This is a genomic window from Malaciobacter marinus (assembly GCF_003544855.1).
GTDB lineage: Bacteria > Campylobacterota > Campylobacteria > Campylobacterales > Arcobacteraceae > Malaciobacter > Malaciobacter marinus.
The window spans coordinates 401470-422803 of record NZ_CP032101.1; the positions used below are offsets into that span (position 1 = coordinate 401470).

Here is a 21334-nt window from a genome sequence, read left to right on the forward strand (position 1 = left end):
GATAATTGATTGGGAAAAAAGTTTTGCAGCAATATATAGAGCAAAAACAGACAGTTTAAAACCTGTGAAATATTTAGATGATACGACATTTGATGATTTAGTTGGAATAGAGAATCAAAAACAACAAATTATTGAAAATACAACTAGATTTTTAAAAGGCTTGCCCTCAAATAATGTTTTACTTTGGGGTGCTAGAGGAACTGGTAAATCTTCAATTATAAAAGCTTTATTAAACAAATATAAGAATAAAGATTTAAGAGTTATAGAAATTAGTAGAGATGATTTGGATGAGTTAGTATATATTTCTGATGCAATTAGAGAAGAGCCTTACAAGTTTATAATATTTTGTGATGATTTATCTTTTGAGGGTACAGAAAAAGCATATAAAGGTTTAAAACCTATTTTAGAAGGTTCTATTGAAGCTCCTGCTTCAAATATAAAGATATATGCCACATCAAATAGAAGACATATAGTAGCTGAATATCAAGGTGATAATGAGGGTACAAAAGTATCTAATAATGGAGAGATTCATTATAGTGATAGTGTAGAAGAAAAAATATCTTTAAGTGATAGATTTGGACTTAGTATAGGTTTTTATAATGGAACACAACAAGATTACTTAAAAGTAATTAATAACTATTTTAAAGATTACAAAGGCGATATAAACGAGCTTCATAAAAAAGCATTACAATTTGCACAAAGTAGGTCAAGTAAAAGCCCTAGAACTGCAAAACAGTTCTATAATAGTTTTATCCAATCTAAATAATCTCTTGTGGTTTACCTATATAATATCCTTGCAAATAGTCAACTTTTAAATTTGTAAGAATATTATAAATCTCTTTATTATGGACTTTTTCTGCAACTAATTTAATTTCTAACTCTTTTGCGAAGCTTATGATACTTTTTACAATTTTTAAAGCTTGTTTATCTATATGAATATTTTCAATTAATGAACTATCAATTTTTAAATAATCAATATCTAATTTTATGATATACGCAAAATTTGAATACCCAGAACCAAAATCATCAATAGCAATTTGAATATTATATTTTTTTAATTTTTTTATAAACTTATTTATAATCTCAAAGTGGTTTAATTCTTCACTTTCAAGTAATTCAATAGTTAATCTTTCGTTGATATTATACTTATCAATCATTTCAAATAAATAAGAAGTTGTTTTTTCATTTTTAATATCATCCATTGATAAGTTAATAGAAAAACTTAAATCTTTTTTATCTTTAAAATATTCAAAACTTTTTTTTATCATTGCTTCTGTTATTTTAGGATATTGTTTACTGCTTTTTGAAATCTCTAAAAATTTATCAGGAGTTATTATTTCATCATCTTTTACTATTCTAGCTAAAGCTTCATACTTATCAATCTTTTTTGTTTTTGTATTTTCTAAAGCTTGATAAAAAGGAATCAATTGGTCTTTTTCTAATGATTCTTTTAAAATAGAAGTTAATTTAATATGATTTTTATATTCATCTTTTAGAGTCAATTCATTATTAAAAACTTCTATATTTCTTTTCTCTTTTTTAGCAGTTCTAACTGCTAAAATTGCTTTTTCTAAGCTTCTTGATTTTGAATCTTTAGCAAGTCCTATTGTTGCTTGAATATTTATATCTATATCGTTGTATTTAAATACTTTTTTACTTATAGTTTTAATAAGGTCTTCACAAAAACTTATGCTAACTGAACCATTAGATAAAATTGCAAATTCATCACTATGAAGTCTATAAACACTACCTGTTTTTTTAGAAGTTTTTACAAGTAATTTTGCAACTTCATTCATAATAAAATCACCTACTTTAACCCCATAAAAACTATTTATTGTTTTAAATGAATCAAGTGAAACAACTATTAAACTATGATTATTATAAAGTTTTATATCTTCTTGTAATTTGGCTAGATTTGGTATTTTTGTTAGTGAATCTGTATATAAATTAGTTAATAATTGATTGTAATAATATGTAATAGTATCAAGTAATTTATTAAATCTATTTTGTAAAGAGTATATTTCTGCTGTTTTAGTTTTTATATGAGCTCTTTTTGTAAAGCTTGTATCTTTTGAAACTTTTTTTATCTCTTCTGTAAAATTTACAACAGGTTCAATAATCTTTTTATTAATGATTTTATAAAAAATATAAAAATATAAGAATATAAAGAATATGAAAAATATTAGAAAATAATAAATCATCATATCAAGAGATATTTTTATCTCATTTGGAGGATATTTTATATCTAATACTCCATTTACATCTCCAACTTTTGCATTATGATGACAAGTAATACATTCTTTAGATACTTTTATTGGATATAAATATCTAATACTTCCATTATCTTCTACTACAAACTGTTTTTCTCCTTCCATGGCTTTTTTGATAAGTGGATCACTATTTACTTTTTCTTTATCTTCTTTTATAACACCCATTATTTTTTCTACATCTTTACTTCTATATGAATTTACTTCAAGATTGTGTCTAATATGCTCCATTCTATTTAGAATTTTTACTAAATCCTTTTTTGCCCACCCCTCTTGCATTCTTACATACATTGTTTCAAAAATAAGTTCACTTGTTTTTTTTGCATCATCCTCTGCTAAAGTTGTAAGTGCTGCTCTTTTAATATATATTGTGGATAAAAATAAAGAAATTATGCTAAAAAGTAAAATTATTATTAAAATTCTAAATATAAGAGCTTTGTTAGTGATTAAGTTATTTTTCATTATGATCCCAATAAGTAAATTACTTATAAGATTATATATCACATAAACTATATATTAATTTAAAAAATTACAACTTAACTACTTTTTAAATATTAACCAATTTTTAGATATAATATATACTTAAATAAAGGAAAAAATTGAAAGATTTAACTACATTTTATACGAATAAAAATATATTATATAAAGATATAAATGAGATAATACCAAAACAATTAGGTAGTAGAAAGAAAATAAAAATTTATACAGCCACAGATATAAAATCAGCATATTATGCAATTTTTATAGTTGATTCAAAAAGTAGATTTATTAGAAAAAATGCAAATGATTTATTAGAGCTTTTTGAGAAATTAAAAGAGTTTAAAGAGCATAATTTTAAACATAAAGAGTTATTAATAAGTTCACCACTTTGTTCAAAAGCAAAAAAATATTTACAAGATAATGACTGGAGAGTAAGAGTTGATTTTATGTGATATAGGAAATACTACATTTCATTTTTTAATAAATGGAAAAGAGAAAAAGTATTTTTTAAATGAAAAGTTACCAAGTTTTAATCAAAGAGTATATTATATATCTGTAAATGATAGTGGCACAAAAAATTTAAAATATTCAAATGATGATGTTATTGATTTAGAAAACCATTTAGAGTTTAAAACAAAATATAAAGGTATGGGACTTGATAGAAAAATTGCATGTATTGCAAATAAAGATGCAATAATAGTAGATGCAGGAAGTGCAATAACTGTTGATATTATGAAAAAAGGCAAACATAAAGGTGGTTTTATTCTTCCTGGATTTAAAGCTATTAAAGATTTGTATCCAAATACTTCTCATAAATTACAGTTTGATTTTAATCCAAAGGTAAATTTAGATAAAATCCCACTTTGTACACAAGATGCGATATCATACGCAATCTTAAAATCAATCATACAACCAATAAAAAATATTAGAAACAAACAACAAATCATTTTTACAGGTGGAGATGGAGAATTTTTAAGTAAATATTTTAAAAATAGTATCTATAAAAAAGATTTGATTTTTGAAAATATGAAAAGGATAATTGATGCTAACAATTGCATTGCCTAAAGGAAGAATTGCACAAGAGACTTTAGAAAAGTTTGAAAAAGCTTTTGATGACAAGTTTATATTTGAAGATAGAAAGTTAATACTAGAAAAAGGTAATTTTAGATTTTTAAATGTTAGAAATCAAGATGTACCTACTTATGTTATGCATGGAGCTGCTGATTTAGGTGTAGTAGGGCTTGATGTTTTAGAAGAGAAAGAGTATGACTTAATAAAACTATTAAATTTAAATCTTGGAAAATGTAAGCTTGCTTTTGGATTAAGAAAAGGTGAAGAGTTAGATTTTTCAAAAAGTGAAATTAAAGTTGCAACTAAGCATGAAAAAATTGCAAAGAAATATTTTGAACAAAAAGCAATGGCAGTTGAAATTATTAAACTATATGGTTCAATCGAACTTGCACCTATTGTAGGACTTAGTGATTGTATAGTTGATATTGTAGAAACAGGAACTACAATGAAACAAAATGGATTAGAAGTAGGGCCTACTATTATGGAAAGTAGCGCACACTTAATTGCAAATAAAAATGCATTTTATGCAAAAAAACAAGCTATTTTAGAATTAAAAGAAAGATTAGAAAAAGTACTATAATGGGATTAGATTTATACTCAAAAGTTGAACAATATTTAGATTTTGAAGATGAGGTTTATTTACTTCACAAAGAGTTTATGACTTTTGTGATGGTAAATGAACTTGACAATATAATTGATATTGGATGTGGACAAGGATATTTTCTTGAAAACTTAAAAATCAATGGAAAAAAAGCATTTGGTATTGATTTAAGTAGTGAGCAAATAAAAGTTTGTAAACAAAGAGAAGTTGATGCTAAGTGTATAGCACTTGATAAAGTAAAAGAAAAATTTGATTGTGCAACTGCAATTTTTGATGTAGTTAATTATATTCCTAGCAATCACTTAAAACAGTTCTTTAAAGATACATATGAAGTTTTAAATGATGGTGGATATTATATGTTTGATGTAAATTCACTATTTGGATTCAATGATGTTGCAGATGGAAGTTTGAATATAAATAAAGAGAATAAATTTATAGCAATTGATGCAGTTTTTGATGAAGATGAACTAAATACAAATATTATTCTTTTTGAACAAAAACAGAATAATTTATATGAAAAACAAGAAGATTTAATAACTCAATATTACCATGATATACCTAGTTTAAAAAAACTTTTAAAAGAAGTTGGCTTTAGTGTAGAATCAATTAGTGATTTTAATCTTCATGGTTTTGATGAAGCAGATAAACATATTTTTATTTGTAAAAAATAGATACTTATTTTAAATCAATGATAAATTTAAAAGGTTTATATACTATTTTATAAACTTTTTAAAGGTTATTATGATGAACTACCCAAACTTTTTTGATGAAATAGAATCAATTACTTTAGAAGATAAACTCTCAAACTTTTTAGGTGCATTTGAAGATGGAGTTATTGAATTTAATTATTTAGATGTAGTAAAAATAGCAGGTCATTCATGTCCTACTGTTTTAGGAGCATATTTGATGTGCAGTGAAGGATTAAAGGCTTTATATAAGTTGACCTTACCTAAAAGGGGAGAGATTAAAGTAGAGTTTAAAAATGCTTCAACTGAAGGAACAACAGGAGTTGTTGCAAATGTAATTAGTGCAATAACAGCAGCTACAACAAATACAGGATTTAAAGGAATTTCAGGAAACTTTGATAGAAGAAATCTACTTTTTTTTGAACAAGATATATCTTCAAGTGTAAAATTTACAAGATTAGATACAAATGAAAGTGTTGATGTTTATTATGATTGTAATAGTATAACTTTTGAACCTATGGTGTCAGAATTGATGAAAAAAATAGTTCAAAAAAAAGCAAGTGATGAAGAGAAAAAACTCTTTAGTAAGCTTTGGCAAGATAGAGTTGAAAAAATTTCTAAAAATATAAAAGAAGTGATAAAAATAATCTAAACTCTTTTATTATAACTTTTGTATTATTACTATTATTACTATGTTTTTTAGTTTTAAAAAATATTAAAATTGAATTATATAAATAATTTATTATATTATTTTAGCTACTATGTTATACTATATTAATACAAAAACAAATAAACAGGAAAAATAGTATGCAAAATATAATAAAAACCCTACTAATAATATGTATAACAACAGTAGTATTAAATGCACAAGAATTAAAAAAAAGTGAATATGATATAAACCAATGCATAAAAATAGAATATACAAAAGAAGATATAAAAAAATATAAAAAACTAATACAAGAGGGTGAACTACAAGGATATAGTTGTGCAGGTATATACTATGCAAGACAAGGTAACTTTGATGAAGCAATAGATTACTTTAATAAAGGAAAAGAAAAAGGAAGTATAGAATCATATGCACAATTAGGAAGTCTATATTTAAGTTTTTTACATGATAATAAAAAAGCAGTTAAAAACTTTAAAGTAGCAGCAAATGCAGGACATGGAAAATCAGCACATAATTTAGGTGTGTATTATTATAAAAACTTTAAATATGATGAAGCATATAAATGGTTTATGAAATCATATGAAATGGGTGATATTAACTCACTAATTTCTATTGGACTGATGTATATAGACCAAAAAAAATATGATGAAGCAATAAGTACTTTTAAAAAAGTTGGAGAATTAGGTGAGCCAAGAGGTTATTATGAACTGGGGACTTTTTACCAATTAAATAAAGATATGCAAGATAAAGAAAAAGGAATAAATTATTATAAAAAATGTTATGAGATGGGATATGGAAAATGTGCCTCAGCAATAGGAGAGTATTATGAAGAAGACGAAAAAGATTACAAAAAAGCAATTGAGTGGTATAAAAAAGGTGTTAAACTTCAATATAGAGGTTCTCTTCAAAAATTAGGTCTTTTATATGCAACAATATTAAAAGATTTTAATAAGTCAATTTATTGGTATAAGAAATGTTATGAAGAATTTAAATATTCAGGATGTGCAGCTGATATAGGATATACATATCAAATAGATTTAAAAGATTATAAAAAAGCTGAAAAGTGGTATAAAATAGGATACAAATTAGGAAGTGGAAAAGCTGCAAATAATTTAGGATATATTTACAATTATACATATAAAGATGAAAAAAATGCAATTATATGGTATAAAAAAGCTGCTAAATTAGGACATAAAAAAGCTATTAATAAACTAAATGATTTAGGAGTATCATATGAGTAATGATATAACTAAAGGAAATGCATTTCATAAAGAGGGTGAAGTAGTACACTTAAATGAATTTTGTACCAAAGAGAATGAAGCAATAGAAGAAGATATAAAAACTAGAATCGCTTATATGGTTATATCAAATGAAGATATAAAAGAGTTATTGAATTCAACTGATGATAAACAAATAATCTTAGATAAAGTAATAGAAGAATATAAACCTTATTTGATAAAAGCTGTAGAAAAAGAGAGTACTAAAAATAATAAACCCTTAATTTTCGATGATTTACGTGGTGTAAATGAAGAGATAATTGATAAAAAATTGGTAAAACTTTGTACCACTCAATTGTATAACTCAAAATCTTATGGAAGTGTATTAAAAGCAAAAAAGTATCACCATGCATATAAAAAAGTACTGCAAAAAAATCTAAAAGAAAATCTTGAAAAGAAAAGCACTTCTGCTTTGACTTTTACTAAAGATAATTGTAATGAGATTATAACAAAAGAAGTAAATAAAACTTCAAAAAAACCAAATAAAGATGAACAGGCATATATAGTACTATCTATGCCATATGTTTATAATATAAAAGATGATTCTAAAACAAAAGAGTTAGAACTAATGTCTTATGAAGATAAAATAATAGCATCATTTATGCCTGAGTTAATAGTCGAATATGGAGTGTTTTTTGATGGAACAAATAATAATATATATAATATAGATTTTTATAAAAACTTTAAAAAGTTTTTAAAAGAGCCAGCAAAAGATATAGAAGATGGCTTAAATGGAAATGATGAATTAGAAGACAGAGAAAAACTAAAAGATAGAAAACAAGGAACAATTGAAGAATACATCCTTTCAATAGATAACCCAGAGTTTACAAAAAAAACAAAAAAAATGATTATAAATCAAATGAATAATGCTTCAATAAGATATTTTGATAGTAAATTAGTTCTTAAATTAGATCATGATGAAATTATAACTACTAAAAAAGCAGAAAAAGATTCAAAAAAAGTATTTGATTATTTACTTGATGTAAAAAATAGTAAAAAAGATGCCCAAGAAAAAACTATTTCTGATTATATAATAAAAGAAATACTTCCAGATGATAATGAAGATAGTAGCTTTACAAATGGTGAAACAAACATAAGTAGATTATATGAATTATATGATGGAGATGATGTAAAGAAAAACAAAGATGCTCTTCCAAATACTAGATTTAAACTTTATGAAAGTGGTTCTGGAACTTTTAATCCTTTTATACAAAAAGATTATGAAGATGACTCTGTAGTTGGACTGGGTCTTGGAATGGGAGAGAGTGGAGTAATAGCACATTGTTTATACTCTTGTATAAAAATGGTTGAATAATTAAGAAAAGATTCAATAACACATATAGATGAACTAGTTTTAGATGTATTTGGATTTAGTAGAGGTTCTACTAGTGCAAGACATTTTATTTGTACACTTTTGAAAAATACACAATTGGTAAAAAATGAAAAAAGAGAATATACAATAAAAACAAAAGATAGTAAAGATATTTTTTATGAATTTTTTGGAAGTAATGGTTATGTAAGAATTGGAAGTAAGACTATTTTTAATCCACTTAGAACAGATATAGAGTATATTAATCCAAATAACAATAATCATAGAGTTTATAATCCTTTTTATAAAGAAAAAGAGATAACAATTGAATCAATCTCTTTTAGATTTGCAGGATTGTTTGATACAGTAACACATTATGGAATTATGCAATCAAATGATTCTGATGATTTAAATATAAACTTTTTTGAAAATGATAATAATAAAAAAGTAGGGCATGTAGTTCATCTAATGGCAGATGATGAGTTTAGATATAACTTTGAAGCATACTCTATCTTTACAAATATAAATAAGCACTATTATAAAGAAAGTACAGAAAAAAGAGAAGATGGTGGTGCAAGATTTGAAGAGTTTTATGTTCCTGGAGCACATGCAGATGTAGGAGGGGGATATAATGAAGAAAATGAATTGGTTTATCTTGGTGATTTTATAATAGAAGAAAAAAAACTACCTGATTACTTAAGAAAAAATATACAAAAGTGGAATAATAAATATAATTGGTTAAAAAATAATGCATTAATACAAAAAGATTCAAAAAAAGAAATAAAAGAAATGAAAGAAAAACAAAAAGAAAGAGAAAGTGAAATAGAGAAATTAAAAAAAGAACTAGAAAAAGAAAATAAATCAAAAAATGAGAAAGAGAAACTAAAAGATGATATTGAAAAATTGGAAAATAAAGAAGGTTTTTATTACTATATAAAAAATGTATATAATTTAAATACAAGAGAAGATATTTGGGGAAACTCTTCAAATTGGGAATATCATTTACATTTATATATGTATAAACCAAAAGTATCAAATAAATATGAACATGTAGCTATGAGATTAATGTATGATAAAGCTATATATGTAGATTCAAAAACACAAAAAAATAGAAAAGATGAGTTTGAGATGGTTCCTTTTGGTAAATTTGATCATAGTTTTAAAGATGATGAAACTTTAAAAAAAACATATAAAGCACTTAAAGAGCATAAAGTTTTAAAAAAAGAGAATACAAAAATATATAAAGAGTTAAAAAACAACTATTTACACCACTCTTCACAAGTTGGAAACTTTGTAAATAAACCTTCAAATGAGAAAAAAGATGAATATGAGCTATATGGAAAGAGAGTTATTTATTCTACTGAGGGCAAAGAGTTTACTAGAGGGTGATAAGTATTTAATTGATTTTCATTCTATTTGAGAGGGAGTAGGGAGTGCTAAATTTTAAGTTTCTAATACTCCCTAAAAACACCCATTATTTTATAATTTAAGTCCTATAAGTTCTCTTATTTGTTCCATTTTTGCTTGGGCAATTTTTCTTGCTTTATTTGCTCCAAATTCTAAAATATCTCTTACTTCATCTTTATTATTTAAGTAATACTCTCTTTTTTCTAAATAAGGTTCAAAGTGCTCATTTATTTTATCTAAAAGTGTTAATTTAAAATGCCCATAACCTTCACCTGGAGTTTCATATCTTTTTTGTAAATCTTTTAATTCATCTTCATTCATAAATAGTTCACAAAGTTTATAAATATTACAATTTTCCCACTCTTTAGGCTCATCAAGCTCCTTTGAATCTGTAACAATTCCCATTACTTGTTTTTTAACTTTTTTCTTACTTCCAAACATATCAATTGTATTTCCATATGATTTAGACATTTTAGCTCCATCTGTTCCTGGAACTGTTGCAACTATTTCATCTACTTTTGCTTTTGGAAGTATAAAAATCTCTTTGTCATATGCATGATTAAAAGAGTTTGCAATATCTCTTGTCATCTCAACATGTTGAATTTGATCTTTTCCTACTGGAACAACATCTACATCATAAAGTAAAATATCAGCAGCCATTAAAACAGGATATGAAAATAATCCATGGTTTGCTTGTATTCCACGCGCAGTTTTATCTTTATATGAGTGTGCTCTTTCTAAAAGTCCCATTGAAGTGTGATTTGATAATATCCAGTATAATTCAAGTACTTCTTTTACATCATGCTGTAGCCAAAATGTAGATTTATTTGGGTCCATTCCTAAAGCTAAAAAGTTAACAGTTGCTTCAAATATGTTATTTTCTAAAGCCTCTTTATCTTTTACAGATGTTAAAGCATGATATGATGCTAAAAAAGCAAATAGTTCACCATCGTTTTGTGATTCTATCATCTTTTTTATCATACCAAAATAGTTACCAATATGTATAGTACCTGATGGTTGAATTCCTGATAATATTCTCAAAATTAAAATCCTTCAAATTTTTTTTGAGATTATATCTAATTTAGGCTAAAATAGAAACTTCAACAAACAAAAAGAAAAGAGTGGAAAGTGCAAGAGTATATAAAATCAAAATTAGATAATTTTTACCAAATCATAGAGTATCATCAAGGTATTTTAGGAATAAATGACACACTTGGAAATAATGAGTATTTAAGCATAAAAGATAAAATTTTTAATATTTTAAATCTTTTTTCTGTAATGGATCCACAATTTGAAACAAAATTGATGAAAAAATTTTTAAATGATACAGTTTGTTTGATTGAGCACTTTTATAATATTGATATGAAATACAATGCTAAACAAATCTATGATGAATATGATAATAAAGATGAAATAAAATTTGAAGATTTTGAGAAAGAGTTTAAAAAAGTATTAAAAGATGAAAAATTGCGAGCTGTAAAGGTTATGAATACAAAGCTTTATTATCTTGATTTATATATTTGGAATGAAGCTATGCGATCACAAATTCTTACTAAATTTATTAAAAACTTTACAACTTCAAATATCTTTGGAACAAGAGACTTTTTAAGACACACAAATAAAAATTTTAACTCTATTTGTCAATTTAAAATTAATTCAACTTGCAAACCTTTAGAAGTTGAATACTCTAAAAATGAAATTGGTGAGTTAAAATCTTTAGAACCAAAAGAAGAAATAGAGTGTGAAGATATTGTTCAAAAGTTAGTAGATTCCAAAAAGAATATACGCTTTTTTAAAGATATGAGAGATGAAGATATAAAACATATTGTTAAAGATGTTAAGTTTATTAGATATAAGCCCCATGAAGTAATTATAAGCTTGTATGATGAGGGCGATGATATATTTTTTATTGTTGAGGGAAGTTGTAGGGCAATTATAGGTGCAAATATAGTTGGTGAAATTAAACAAAATCAAATCTTTGGAGAGTTTGCTCCTATTACAAAAGAGAAAAGAAGTGCAACAGTAAGAGCAAATACAAAAGTAAAGGTAATAAGTTTTAAACTTGCACTTGAATTATATGAAGAAGACCCTTATGTCTTTACACAACTTTACAAAAATGTAATAAGTGAATTAGTACAAAAGATAAATGCAAAGAATTTAAATAAGCTTTAATCTAGTCTTTATTCTTTGCTCTAACATATTTATATGCATGATTAAATTGTAATACTCACCCATAAATGATAAAGGAACTTTAGTCTCTTTTGATATCTCATCTTGTAAATCTTGAAGTTTTTCAAGTTGTGTTTGTAGTTGCTCTTTATTTAAATATCCAATCTCTATTTCTACACTTTTTACTTCATCATACCATTTATATATTTTTGAACGCATGCTCCATTGATAAAGTGGTAATACACCTTTAAATAAAGGAAAAAGTAAAGTAAGCAAAGGAATAATAAAAATCTTTAATCTATCTATGTTTGCAGCTATCCAATACGGAAAAATCTTCTCTAACCAAGTATCTCCATTTTCAAAATATATCTTTGCTTCTTCATGAAGCTCTAATTTCATATTTTTCAAGTTTGGAAATTCACCTTGTTTTGCAAATAAATCTTTTTGTTTATGCACTTCTTTTACTTTTTTTAGTAAAATTCTTATTAATTCTTGTGAAAAATCACTTCTAACAACAAGATTTGCTGTAGTTGCAAGTAAGTTGATATTTTCATCTGGCAAATTTCTATATAAATCTAATGTTCCCTCATAAAGAGTAAGTGATTCTAAATATGAGTATTTTCTACTATAAGCTTTTGCTCTTTTAAAATTTAAAACATTAATATTAGGATTTGCAAGTAAGCTTTTTACTACTTGTGAATTATGTGATGTAACTGCAAACATTGCATCAATTTTTCCATCTAAAAGAAGTTGTTTTGCTTTAGAGCTTGAATAGTTTGAAATAGTTGAATTCTCATTTGATAGACCATTGTCTTTTAATATTTTTGAAGCTAAATCGTAAGTGCCACTTCCAATCTCTCCTATACTTATATTTTTTGTAATAAGTTGAATAATATAATCAATCTTATAACCTTCATTTTTATAAAATACCCATAAAGGTTCATAATAAACTGATGCAATTGATTTTATACTATCTGTATCTTTTGTGGTAATTGTGCCATTTTGAATAAATGCAATATCAGCTTTATTTTCATTTAAAAGCTTTATATTATCAATAGAGCCTTTTGAAGTTAAAATATTTACTTTAACTTTTTCTTCTTCAAGTAACTTTTTATAAAGCATGGCTGTTTCATAATAACTTCCATTTTTTGAACCTGTTGCTATTGTAATCTCTTTTTTTGGAGCTGGTTTTACAAACTTTGAAGTTATATAAAAAGAGGCAATAATCAATAATAAAATTGGTATAGAAATTGTAAAAAATTTATTTTTCATAATTATTGCCTTTTATGTTAATAAGCTTTATTTAATTTTGCCTCAATTTTTCTTTGAAAGAATGTAAATGTAACTACAATTACCCAATATACAATGGCAACTGCTAAAAATGATTCAAAGTATTTATAACTACTTGAAGCTTCAATTTGAGCCTTTGCCATAATCTCTGGAACTCCTAAAGTAAAAGCAAGTGATGTACTTTTAATCATGTCAATAAAGTTATTCATCAAACTAGGAATAGCAACTCTAATAGCTTGTGGTAAAACTATATAAGAAAAAGTTTGTGTTCTTGTCATTCCAAGTGAGTTTGCTGCTTCAAACTGTCCTTTATCAATAGAAGAGATAGCTCCTCTAATTGATTCTGCCATATAAGCTGAAAAGTGCAGGGCTAAACCAGCAATAGAAGCTGTATAAGCATCTAAGTTTGAAAAGATTGGAAGAATTTGAGGAAGACCAAAATATAATAAATAAAGTTGTACCAATAAAGGAGTTCCTCTAAAAAAAGAGATATATAAATCACAAAGTTGTGTAAGTACTTTTATTTTATATGTTGTAATAACAGCAATTAAAACAGCAATTATTAAAGCTATGGCAGCAGAAATAACTGCCATAGAGATAGTAATATCTATATATTTAAAAAGTATTGGGAAAATCCCTAAGGTATAATCTATATCAAATGTGCTCATTATTTCTCTGTAATATTAGAATCAAACCATTTTACTGAAATCTTTTTTAATGTACCATCTTGTTTTAATTCTTTTATAGCTTTATTTACTTTTTCAACTAAAGCTTTATTCTTTTCATTTTTAACAAAAGGAAAAGAGTTTGTTAATACTTCAAGTGGTTCACCTACTATTTTTAAAGGTAAGTTTGCTTTTTTGATTAGTTCTACTGCTGAGATTCTATCTTGAACGAATGCAGCAATTCTTTTAAGTTTTACATCTTGTTCAAAACCATTTCCCTCATAAGTGATTAGTTCAACCTCATTGTTTGTATCTAAACTTCTTACAATTTGTGCATAGTTTGTACCTAGTGTAACACCAACTTTTTTCCCTTTTAAATCTTCAAATGATTTAATTTCATTATTATCTTTATGTACAATAATTTGTGCTCCATCATAAACATAAGGAGTTGGGAAGTAGTATTTTTCTAATCTTTTTGGTGTTGTTGTAATTTGATTTGAAATTGTATCAATTTTACCTGTTTCAAGCATTCCAAAAAGTCCAGAGAATTTTGCTGTTTTAAACTCAATTTTTGCATCAAGTTTCTCTCCAATTGCATTCCAAACATCTATTTCAAAACCTTGAAGTTTATCATCTTTGTAAAAAGTAAATGGAAAATATCCACCTGAAGTTCCAACTTTTATAACTTCCTTTTCTTTTGATGTCTTAGAAGAATTGTCATCACTACATCCAATAAATAGCAAAGCAAATATTGTAATAAAAGCTAATGTTATTTTTTTCATAAATATCCTTTATATTATTTTTGTGAAATTTTACATTATTTTTGTTAATTGTTACTTACTTTTAAAGTTTATATAAATTTTATTAAATATTTGTAGAAACTTAAGAAGAGTATATCTTCTTAAGTTTTAAAGAATAGTGTTTTCAAGTAATATTTTAAAGCCTATGATTATAAGAACAACACCACCAAGAATCTCTGCTTTACTTTCATATCTTGCAGTTCCCTTTGAACCAATCATAACCCCAATAAAACTAAAAATAAATGTTGTAATACCTATAATTAGCAAAGAAAGATAAACATTTAAATCAAATAAATGAAGTGTAAAACCAGCTGCCATTGCATCTATACTAGTTGCAACCGCTAAAGTTAATAAAACTTTAGTTGAAACCTTTGCTATATCCTCTTCTGTATTTTCTCCAAAAGCTTCATATATCATCTTTCCACCAATAATTAAAAGAAGGAAAAACGCAAGCCAATAATCAAAACCACCAATAATATCTTTTAATCCAACTCCACCAAAGTATCCAATAAAGGGCATTAAAGCTTGAAAAAAACCAAAAAATAAACCAGCTTTAATAGCTAAAGTTTTTAAATTCTCATTACTTTTTATACCCAATCCAATAGATACTGCAAAAGCATCCATACTTAATGCAATTGCTAATATTATTATTTCTAGCATCTAATAGCTTCCTTTTTTTTATATGAAAGTGAAATTATAGTCAAAACTAAAAAAGTAGTGGCTGAAAAAATAAATGGAATTTCTGGTTTTATTTGATAAAGCATTGTACTTAATAGTGGTCCTATTATTATTCCCAAACCTTGTGCTGCTGATACTGTACCTGCTGCAACTCCTTGTTCATGTTCTTGTACACTATTTGCTGTTATTGCTAAAAATGCTGGCATTAACATACCTAATCCAACTGTTCCTATACTAAATGCAATAGTTAGCTCAATTTGTGTTGTAATAATACTAACTAAGAAGTATCCAATTGCGCAAAGTATTGAACCTAAAACTAACCAAGTATGTGAAGAGATATTTTTTAATTTTGAAACTACAATTTGAGTTAAAATAAAAACAACTCCTATAATTGCTAAAATATAACCAGTACTTTTTGCAGTTTGAACTTGTGTTAAATGAAATTTATCAAGTATATAAAAACCTAAACAAACTTGTGATGTTACAATACTATACATAGTAAAAAATGATGCAATCATAGGAAGTCTTAATCTTTTATCTAAAAAATGAATAGCTTTTTCTTTAGTTTTTTCTCTTTTTTTACTTGGTTCTAAACTAAAATATATAATAACTACTGCAATTAAAGGTAAAATAGCAGCTACATATAAAGGTGCAGTTAATCCATAAACTGCTAAGGCTCCACCAATGATTGGTCCTATAATCATTCCAATTCCATTTGCTGCACCTAAGCTTGCCATATATGAAGTTCTTTTACTAGGTTCCACTTTATCAGCAATTAAGGCATTTGATACAGGTGGAATTGCAGAATAAAATACTCCAATCATGAGCCTTGCAAAAACCAATGCAATCAATGAAATGATAATTGAGGGTGGATTTATTATTGCATAGTTTATATATCCTGCTAAAAATAAGTAAGATAGAAAAAAACCAAATATTGAAAAAATCAAAATAGTTTTTCTTCCATAATAATCACTTTTTTTACCCCAAAACCTTGAGAGTAATACCCATGCAACACCTGCTAGTGCAACCATAAGTCCGGCATGCCATTCTTGTAAATTTAACTCTCTTATAATTGGTCCAACAACTGCTAAAAAAGCCATCATTGAAGACACACATAAAATATTTATTGCCATTAAAGGCTTTATTTCTTTCATTTTTTATCCTATTGTATTTAAATTATTTGTCTCTATTCTTTCTTTTTCTTCTTTTGATAAAAAACTATCAATTTTAAATGATAAAATCAAAGGAATAAAAGCTATTAAGCAAATAGCTAAAACTATATTTTCATAACCAAATTTTCCAGAAAAAAAGATGCTCATACTTGCAAAAATCAGTCCAGAAAGCATAAACATACTATGTTGAATTGCATATTGAGAAGCTGGATTATTACTATCTATTTCATCCATCATCAAAGTTGAAATTACAGTTGTTGATGGAGTATAAAAAATAAATATTGTTCCAATTGTTAAAATCACATGAGTAGTGCTTGAATATCCATGTAGTAGTAAAATCAAGAAAAAGAGTCCTATAATTTGACCTATTGAGCAAAAAATCAAAACTCTTTTTTTGCCAAATTTATTTATTAGCCATGAAGCACCAAAAGATGCAACAATTCCAATGCTGTATCCAATAATATGTACAATTAGTCCAATATCTTTTAATTCCCATCCTAAATCAACTAAAATTGGAGATATTAGTCCATGTGCAGTTGCAACAGCACAAGGAAAAAGAAGAATGAAAATAAGCCATATTTTTCTATTTTTACCTTTCCAAAAACTATAAAACTCTTTAAAAACAAATCTTTTTTGCTTAGCTTTTCTTTCCCAAGCAGGCTCTTTAAATAGTAAAAGTTGAATTATTGCAATAGAAGTAAAAGATGCAAGTATTAAAACTGTTGTTTGCCATTGAAGATATGAATATATAATTAGGGCAACTCCTCCTCCTAAAACTGATCCTAAAAGACCTCCTGATACTTTAATAGCATTTCCAAAAGGTCTTTGCTCTTTTGTTAAAGTTTTATATACAAGTGCATCTAAGGCAATATCTTGAGTAGCAGAGAAAAAAGAAAAAATAACTGCGCATAAAAGAATTATTGAGATATGAGTTGTTACTTCATAAAAAGATGCAAAAAAGAGTGAACTTACCATTATTATTTGAGAAAGTATTAGCCAAAACCTATAATGACCAATTCTTTGAAAATTTACTTTATCAATAAAAGGAGCCCACACAAATCTTAAAACCCAAAAAAATCCTAGCATATAAACTATGCCAAGATTTTCTAAAGACATTCCTGTTTTCCTTAAAATAGCAATAAAGGCTTCTGTAAAGAAGCCTAATCCTAAGAATTGCGTAACATATAAACTAAGAAATAAAAAAAAGTCTCTTTTTCTAAGAATTTTCATTTAACTATTCCAAGCTTTAGTTCTAGTTTGTGCTTCCCACATATTTTTATATAAGTCACTTGAAACTATTATTTGTTCATGCTTACCTTGCTGTATAATTTCTGCTTCTTTCATTACTAAAATATTATCTGCATGAGTAATTGTAGATAATCTATGGGCAATGACAATTACTGTTCTATTTTTTACAAGAGAATCAATTGCTTTTTGAACAGCAAGCTCACTTTTTGTATCAAGAGAAGCGGTAGGTTCATCAAGTATTACAATTGGAGCATCTTTTAAAATTGCCCTTGCAATTGATATTCTTTGTTTTTCTCCACCTGATAGATTTCCTCCTAAATCTCCAATATTAGTTTCATAAGAGTTTGGAAGATTTTGTATAAAATCATGGCAGTTTGCAAGTTTGCAAGCTTTGATAATTTCATCTTTTGTTGCTTTAGGTTTTGCCATTTTTATATTATTTAATACTGTATCATCAAATAAATATACATCTTGAAATACTACAGAAATATCTTTCATAAGCTCTTTTTGAGTCATATTTTTAATATTTACACCACCAATTTTTACACTTCCTTTTGATACATCATCATATCTCATAAGCATCTTAGTAATTGTAGTTTTCCCACAACCTGAATGTCCAACTATTGCCGTTAATGAGTTTTGTTTTATATTAAAACTTATATTTTTTAAAGAGTAAGTTTCATCTTTATCATATGAGTAAAAAACATTTTCAAACTCAATATCAAAACTTTTAGCTTTTTGTTTAGGTTCAAAAGTTTTTAATGACTTTATATCCAAAACAGTTTTTATTCTATTAAAAGCACTATCCATAGTATCAAATACAGGAATAACCCCTAAAAAGAGTGTTAAGGGTTCTGTTAGTCTTGATACTACAACAAGTAAAGCAGCAAGAGTAATAAGTGCGAGTGAACCTTCTTCTACCCACATACCTCCTAAAAATACAAGTACTAATAAAACAATTTCAACAAGTGAACCCATGATTAGTAAAGGAAGTGTACTTTTACTTGCTCCTTCTTCTTGTATAGTTCTTACTTTTTTAACTGCTAAATCAAGCTGTTTTGCATTTTTACCTACTTGGTTAACTGATCTTAACACAGGAAGACCTTGAATATACTCAATTAGTTGTGACTCTAAGTTTGAGTTTGCATCATTGAAATCTTTTTTCTCTTCAATAGATACTTTTCTTTTCATAATATAAAGTGGTATTGCAAAAGGCAAAATTATTAACATAATAAGTGCAAGTTTGTAATCAATAAAAAATGTAAATAAAACTACTACAATTGGCACTACAGTTATTTGCATAAATAGTGCAGAAACTACTCCCATATGTAATATTGATTCATCAACATTTGAAGATAAAATAGAGTTTAATTCCCCTGTTTTATATTTTGATAATGTATGAAGAGGCATACTTCTAAGTTTTTTACCAAGTTTTACTCTTAATTCATTTGTAATTTCAACAATATATCCTGAATAATCAAAGTTGTGTCCAAACCACTTAGTAACAATTGAAATAAGACTAAAAAATGCCATAAAACTAAACCAATAAATAATCTCATTTATATCTGCTTGTGAAGAAAATATCGCTTTTAATAATGGAAAAAACATTGCAAAAGCTAAACCTAATGTAACAAAAGAGATAAAAAATAGTAAAAGACTTCTTTTAAATCCTACATTATATTCACCTGCAATTTCAACTGATAACTTATAAACCTCATATAAAGAGCTAAATCTTTTATTTGTCATTATGATTTCCTTTGTTATCTATATCCCAGTTATAAGCTTTTTCATAGCTTGTATATAAATCAATATAATCAAAAGAGTTTTTTAGTAACTCTTCATGTGTTCCTTTTGCTAATAATCTACCTTTTTCAAAAAGTAAAATTTGGTCTGCATCTTTGATTGTTGAGAGTCTATGTGCAATAATAATTACTGTTTTATTTTTCATAAGATTTGCTAGTGCTTTTATAAGTTTTTCTTCACTTTGTGCATCTGCATATGAAGTGGCTTCATCTAATACAATTATTTGTGCATCTCTTAATATAGCTCTTGCTATTGTAACTCTTTGTTTTTGTCCTCCTGAAAGTCTTGAGCCTTTATCTCCAACTAAAGTATCATAGCCATTTGGTAAAGTCATTATAAACTCATGAATTTGTGCAGCTTTGCAAGCTTGTATTACTTGTTCATCTGTAGCTTTTTCATTTGCTAATTTAATATTATTTTTAATTGTGTCGTGGAAAAGATATGTATCTTGAAATACAAAAGCAACGCTATTCATTAATGTTTTTGAATCAATATCTTTAATATTTTGATTGTCAATCAAAATTTCTCCAAAGCTTACATCCCAAAATCTAGGAATCAACTTAGCAATAGTACTTTTTCCTGCTCCTGATGAGCCTATAATAGCACTCTTTGTACCCTGTTTTACTTCAAAATTAATATTTTCAAGGGCATTTGAATCTCTATTTTCATATTTAAATCCAACATTTTTAAACTCAATATCAAAAGAGTTTAACTCTTTAACTTTATTTGAATAATATAACTCCTCTTCATTTGATATATCAGCAATTCTATAAGCAGCTGCTTGTGACTTTTTTACAAAGTTACTCATCCACATTAAAGGCATTAACGCATCACTCATCCCTGTTGCAATTAATAAAACTGCTAAAAATGATACTAAATCTAAACTACCATTTAAAACAAAATATGCTCCAATACCACTAACTGCTAAAATAGTTGGCATTGGACTTAAGATTGCCATTGCAAACTTTGCAGCTACACCTGTTTCATTTATCCAATTTTTTAAATTTGTTTTATAGTTTTCTAAAGACTCATTATATCTTTTGAAAGAGCTTGTTCCATCATCAAAAGTTCTAACTATTGGCATAGCTTGAACAAACTCTACAACTGCTTTATTTATATTTGATTGAGAGTTTTCATATGCTTGTCTATAAACTTGAGAGTCTTTCATAACATAACTCATAATAATAACGCCAAGTATTAAAACCACAATAGAAGCAAAAGCTAATCTATAATCAATTATTAACATTAAAATTAAAGAAGCAATAGGTGTAGAAATACTTCTTCCTATCATTGGAGTTGTATCTGCAACAAAGGCATGAAGATTTTTAATATCATCTAATAAAACTTTTTTTAATTTTCCTGTTCCTGTTGTTGTTATAAAACCTAAAGGAACTTTTGCCAAATGTTTAGAGAGATTTGTTCTTAAAATCTCTTCAAGTTTAAATGCTCCAAAATGAGAGATTATAAAAGCATATTTTCTTGAAAAAAATGAGATAAAAGATATTACAGCTAGATATATAAAAGCTGTGTCAAAATCCATTGTAATTCCTAAAAAAGTTGTGTTTGTATTAACTGTTAGTGAAACTACAAATGCTAAAAAAGTAAGTGCAATAACTGAAGTGATACCAGAAAAAGCTGCTAATAATATTGCACTATTAATATGCAAGTTTACGGGCTTCATTATAGCCCATAAACTTTTTTTCATTTTTTCGTTTTCCATAAACTACCTTTATTTCTTGTATTG

20 protein-coding genes are annotated in these 21334 nt (G+C 26.2%); 10 read left to right on the forward strand and 10 right to left on the reverse strand.

What is annotated here, in order from left to right; all coding sequences use genetic code 11:
• The first annotated feature begins 1 nt into the window (after position 1).
• The gene (locus tag AMRN_RS02035) at positions 2 to 766 is read left to right on the forward strand and encodes an ATP-binding protein (RefSeq protein WP_099312006.1); all 765 of its coding nucleotides are present in this window, start codon (positions 2 to 4) and stop codon (positions 764 to 766) included.
• Here AMRN_RS02035 and AMRN_RS02040 read toward each other — a convergent pair.
• Positions 759 to 2729: an EAL domain-containing protein gene (locus AMRN_RS02040; protein ID WP_099311994.1), complete on the reverse strand. Its 1971-nt coding sequence runs from the start codon at positions 2727 to 2729 to the stop codon at positions 759 to 761. The genes AMRN_RS02035 and AMRN_RS02040 overlap by 8 nt on opposite strands.
• A 137-nt stretch (positions 2730 to 2866) precedes the next feature.
• Between AMRN_RS02040 and AMRN_RS02045 the strand changes: the two genes are divergently transcribed.
• The 8 genes from AMRN_RS02045 to AMRN_RS14120 all read left to right on the forward strand — a co-directional run bounded on the left by AMRN_RS02045 (position 2867) and on the right by AMRN_RS14120 (position 9747).
• Positions 2867 to 3199, forward strand: a complete 333-nt coding sequence (locus AMRN_RS02045) for a hypothetical protein (RefSeq protein ID WP_099311996.1) — start codon at positions 2867 to 2869, stop codon at positions 3197 to 3199.
• Positions 3186 to 3812 carry a type III pantothenate kinase gene (locus AMRN_RS02050; protein WP_099311998.1) on the forward strand — a complete coding sequence of 209 codons (627 nt, stop codon included), beginning with the start codon at positions 3186 to 3188 and terminating at the stop codon, positions 3810 to 3812. Before AMRN_RS02045 ends, AMRN_RS02050 begins: the two co-directional genes overlap by 14 nt.
• Positions 3790 to 4398: an ATP phosphoribosyltransferase gene (gene hisG, locus AMRN_RS02055; protein WP_099312000.1), complete on the forward strand. Its 609-nt coding sequence runs from the start codon at positions 3790 to 3792 to the stop codon at positions 4396 to 4398. The genes AMRN_RS02050 and hisG overlap by 23 nt, the downstream gene beginning before the upstream one ends.
• On the forward strand, positions 4398 to 5090 hold the full coding sequence (locus AMRN_RS02060) for a class I SAM-dependent DNA methyltransferase (RefSeq protein WP_099312001.1): 693 nt from the start codon (positions 4398 to 4400) through the stop codon (positions 5088 to 5090). Before hisG ends, AMRN_RS02060 begins: the two co-directional genes overlap by 1 nt.
• Before the next feature lie 73 nt (positions 5091 to 5163).
• Positions 5164 to 5757, forward strand: a complete 594-nt coding sequence (locus tag AMRN_RS02065; protein WP_099312003.1) for an FmdE family protein — start codon at positions 5164 to 5166, stop codon at positions 5755 to 5757.
• Positions 5758 to 5912: 155 nt separating this feature from the next.
• Positions 5913 to 7013, forward strand: coding sequence for a tetratricopeptide repeat protein (locus AMRN_RS02070; protein WP_118897344.1), 1101 nt, complete (start codon positions 5913 to 5915; stop codon positions 7011 to 7013).
• Positions 7006 to 8364 carry a hypothetical protein gene (locus tag AMRN_RS02075; RefSeq protein ID WP_118897345.1) on the forward strand — a complete coding sequence of 453 codons (1359 nt, stop codon included), beginning with the start codon at positions 7006 to 7008 and terminating at the stop codon, positions 8362 to 8364. The genes AMRN_RS02070 and AMRN_RS02075 overlap by 8 nt, the downstream gene beginning before the upstream one ends.
• 24 nt (positions 8365 to 8388) lie before the next feature.
• Positions 8389 to 9747, forward strand: coding sequence for a phospholipase effector Tle1 domain-containing protein (locus AMRN_RS14120; RefSeq protein ID WP_228199137.1), 1359 nt, complete (start codon positions 8389 to 8391; stop codon positions 9745 to 9747).
• A 90-nt stretch (positions 9748 to 9837) separates the two neighbouring features.
• Here AMRN_RS14120 and trpS read toward each other — a convergent pair whose 3' ends face one another.
• On the reverse strand, positions 9838 to 10806 hold the full coding sequence (gene trpS / locus AMRN_RS02085) for a tryptophan--tRNA ligase (protein ID WP_099309837.1): 969 nt from the start codon (positions 10804 to 10806) through the stop codon (positions 9838 to 9840).
• An 87-nt stretch (positions 10807 to 10893) separates the two neighbouring features.
• On the opposite strand from trpS, the gene AMRN_RS02090 reads away from it, so the two are divergent.
• Positions 10894 to 11937: a cyclic nucleotide-binding domain-containing protein gene (locus AMRN_RS02090; RefSeq protein WP_099309836.1), complete on the forward strand. Its 1044-nt coding sequence runs from the start codon at positions 10894 to 10896 to the stop codon at positions 11935 to 11937.
• On the opposite strand, the gene AMRN_RS02095 is transcribed toward AMRN_RS02090, so the two are convergent.
• The 8 genes from AMRN_RS02095 to AMRN_RS02130 form a co-directional block, all read right to left on the reverse strand.
• Positions 11923 to 13206: a TAXI family TRAP transporter solute-binding subunit gene (locus AMRN_RS02095; protein WP_099309835.1), complete on the reverse strand. Its 1284-nt coding sequence runs from the start codon at positions 13204 to 13206 to the stop codon at positions 11923 to 11925. The genes AMRN_RS02090 and AMRN_RS02095 overlap by 15 nt on opposite strands.
• Before the next feature lie 17 nt (positions 13207 to 13223).
• Entirely contained in the window at positions 13224 to 13892 is a 669-nt protein-coding gene (locus AMRN_RS02100; RefSeq protein ID WP_099309834.1) for an amino acid ABC transporter permease, read from the reverse strand.
• A complete protein-coding gene (locus tag AMRN_RS02105) occupies positions 13892 to 14671 on the reverse strand; it encodes an amino acid ABC transporter substrate-binding protein (protein WP_079578241.1) in 780 nt (259 codons plus the stop codon). Before AMRN_RS02105 ends, AMRN_RS02100 begins: the two co-directional genes overlap by 1 nt.
• Before the next feature lie 126 nt (positions 14672 to 14797).
• Entirely contained in the window at positions 14798 to 15349 is a 552-nt protein-coding gene (locus AMRN_RS02110) for a manganese efflux pump MntP (RefSeq protein WP_099309833.1), read from the reverse strand.
• On the reverse strand, positions 15343 to 16521 hold the full coding sequence (locus AMRN_RS02115) for an MFS transporter (RefSeq protein WP_099309832.1): 1179 nt from the start codon (positions 16519 to 16521) through the stop codon (positions 15343 to 15345). The genes AMRN_RS02110 and AMRN_RS02115 overlap by 7 nt, the downstream gene beginning before the upstream one ends.
• Before the next feature lie 3 nt (positions 16522 to 16524).
• Positions 16525 to 17769 (reverse strand): MFS transporter, encoded by a 1245-nt coding sequence (locus AMRN_RS02120; protein WP_099309831.1) that lies wholly within the window; start codon positions 17767 to 17769, stop codon positions 16525 to 16527.
• The gene (locus AMRN_RS02125) at positions 17770 to 19533 is read right to left on the reverse strand and encodes an ABC transporter ATP-binding protein (RefSeq protein ID WP_099309830.1); all 1764 of its coding nucleotides are present in this window, start codon (positions 19531 to 19533) and stop codon (positions 17770 to 17772) included. It lies immediately after the preceding gene.
• Positions 19523 to 21310 carry an ABC transporter ATP-binding protein gene (locus AMRN_RS02130; protein WP_099309829.1) on the reverse strand — a complete coding sequence of 596 codons (1788 nt, stop codon included), beginning with the start codon at positions 21308 to 21310 and terminating at the stop codon, positions 19523 to 19525. The genes AMRN_RS02125 and AMRN_RS02130 overlap by 11 nt, the downstream gene beginning before the upstream one ends.
• Positions 21311 to 21334: the final 24 nt, after the last annotated feature.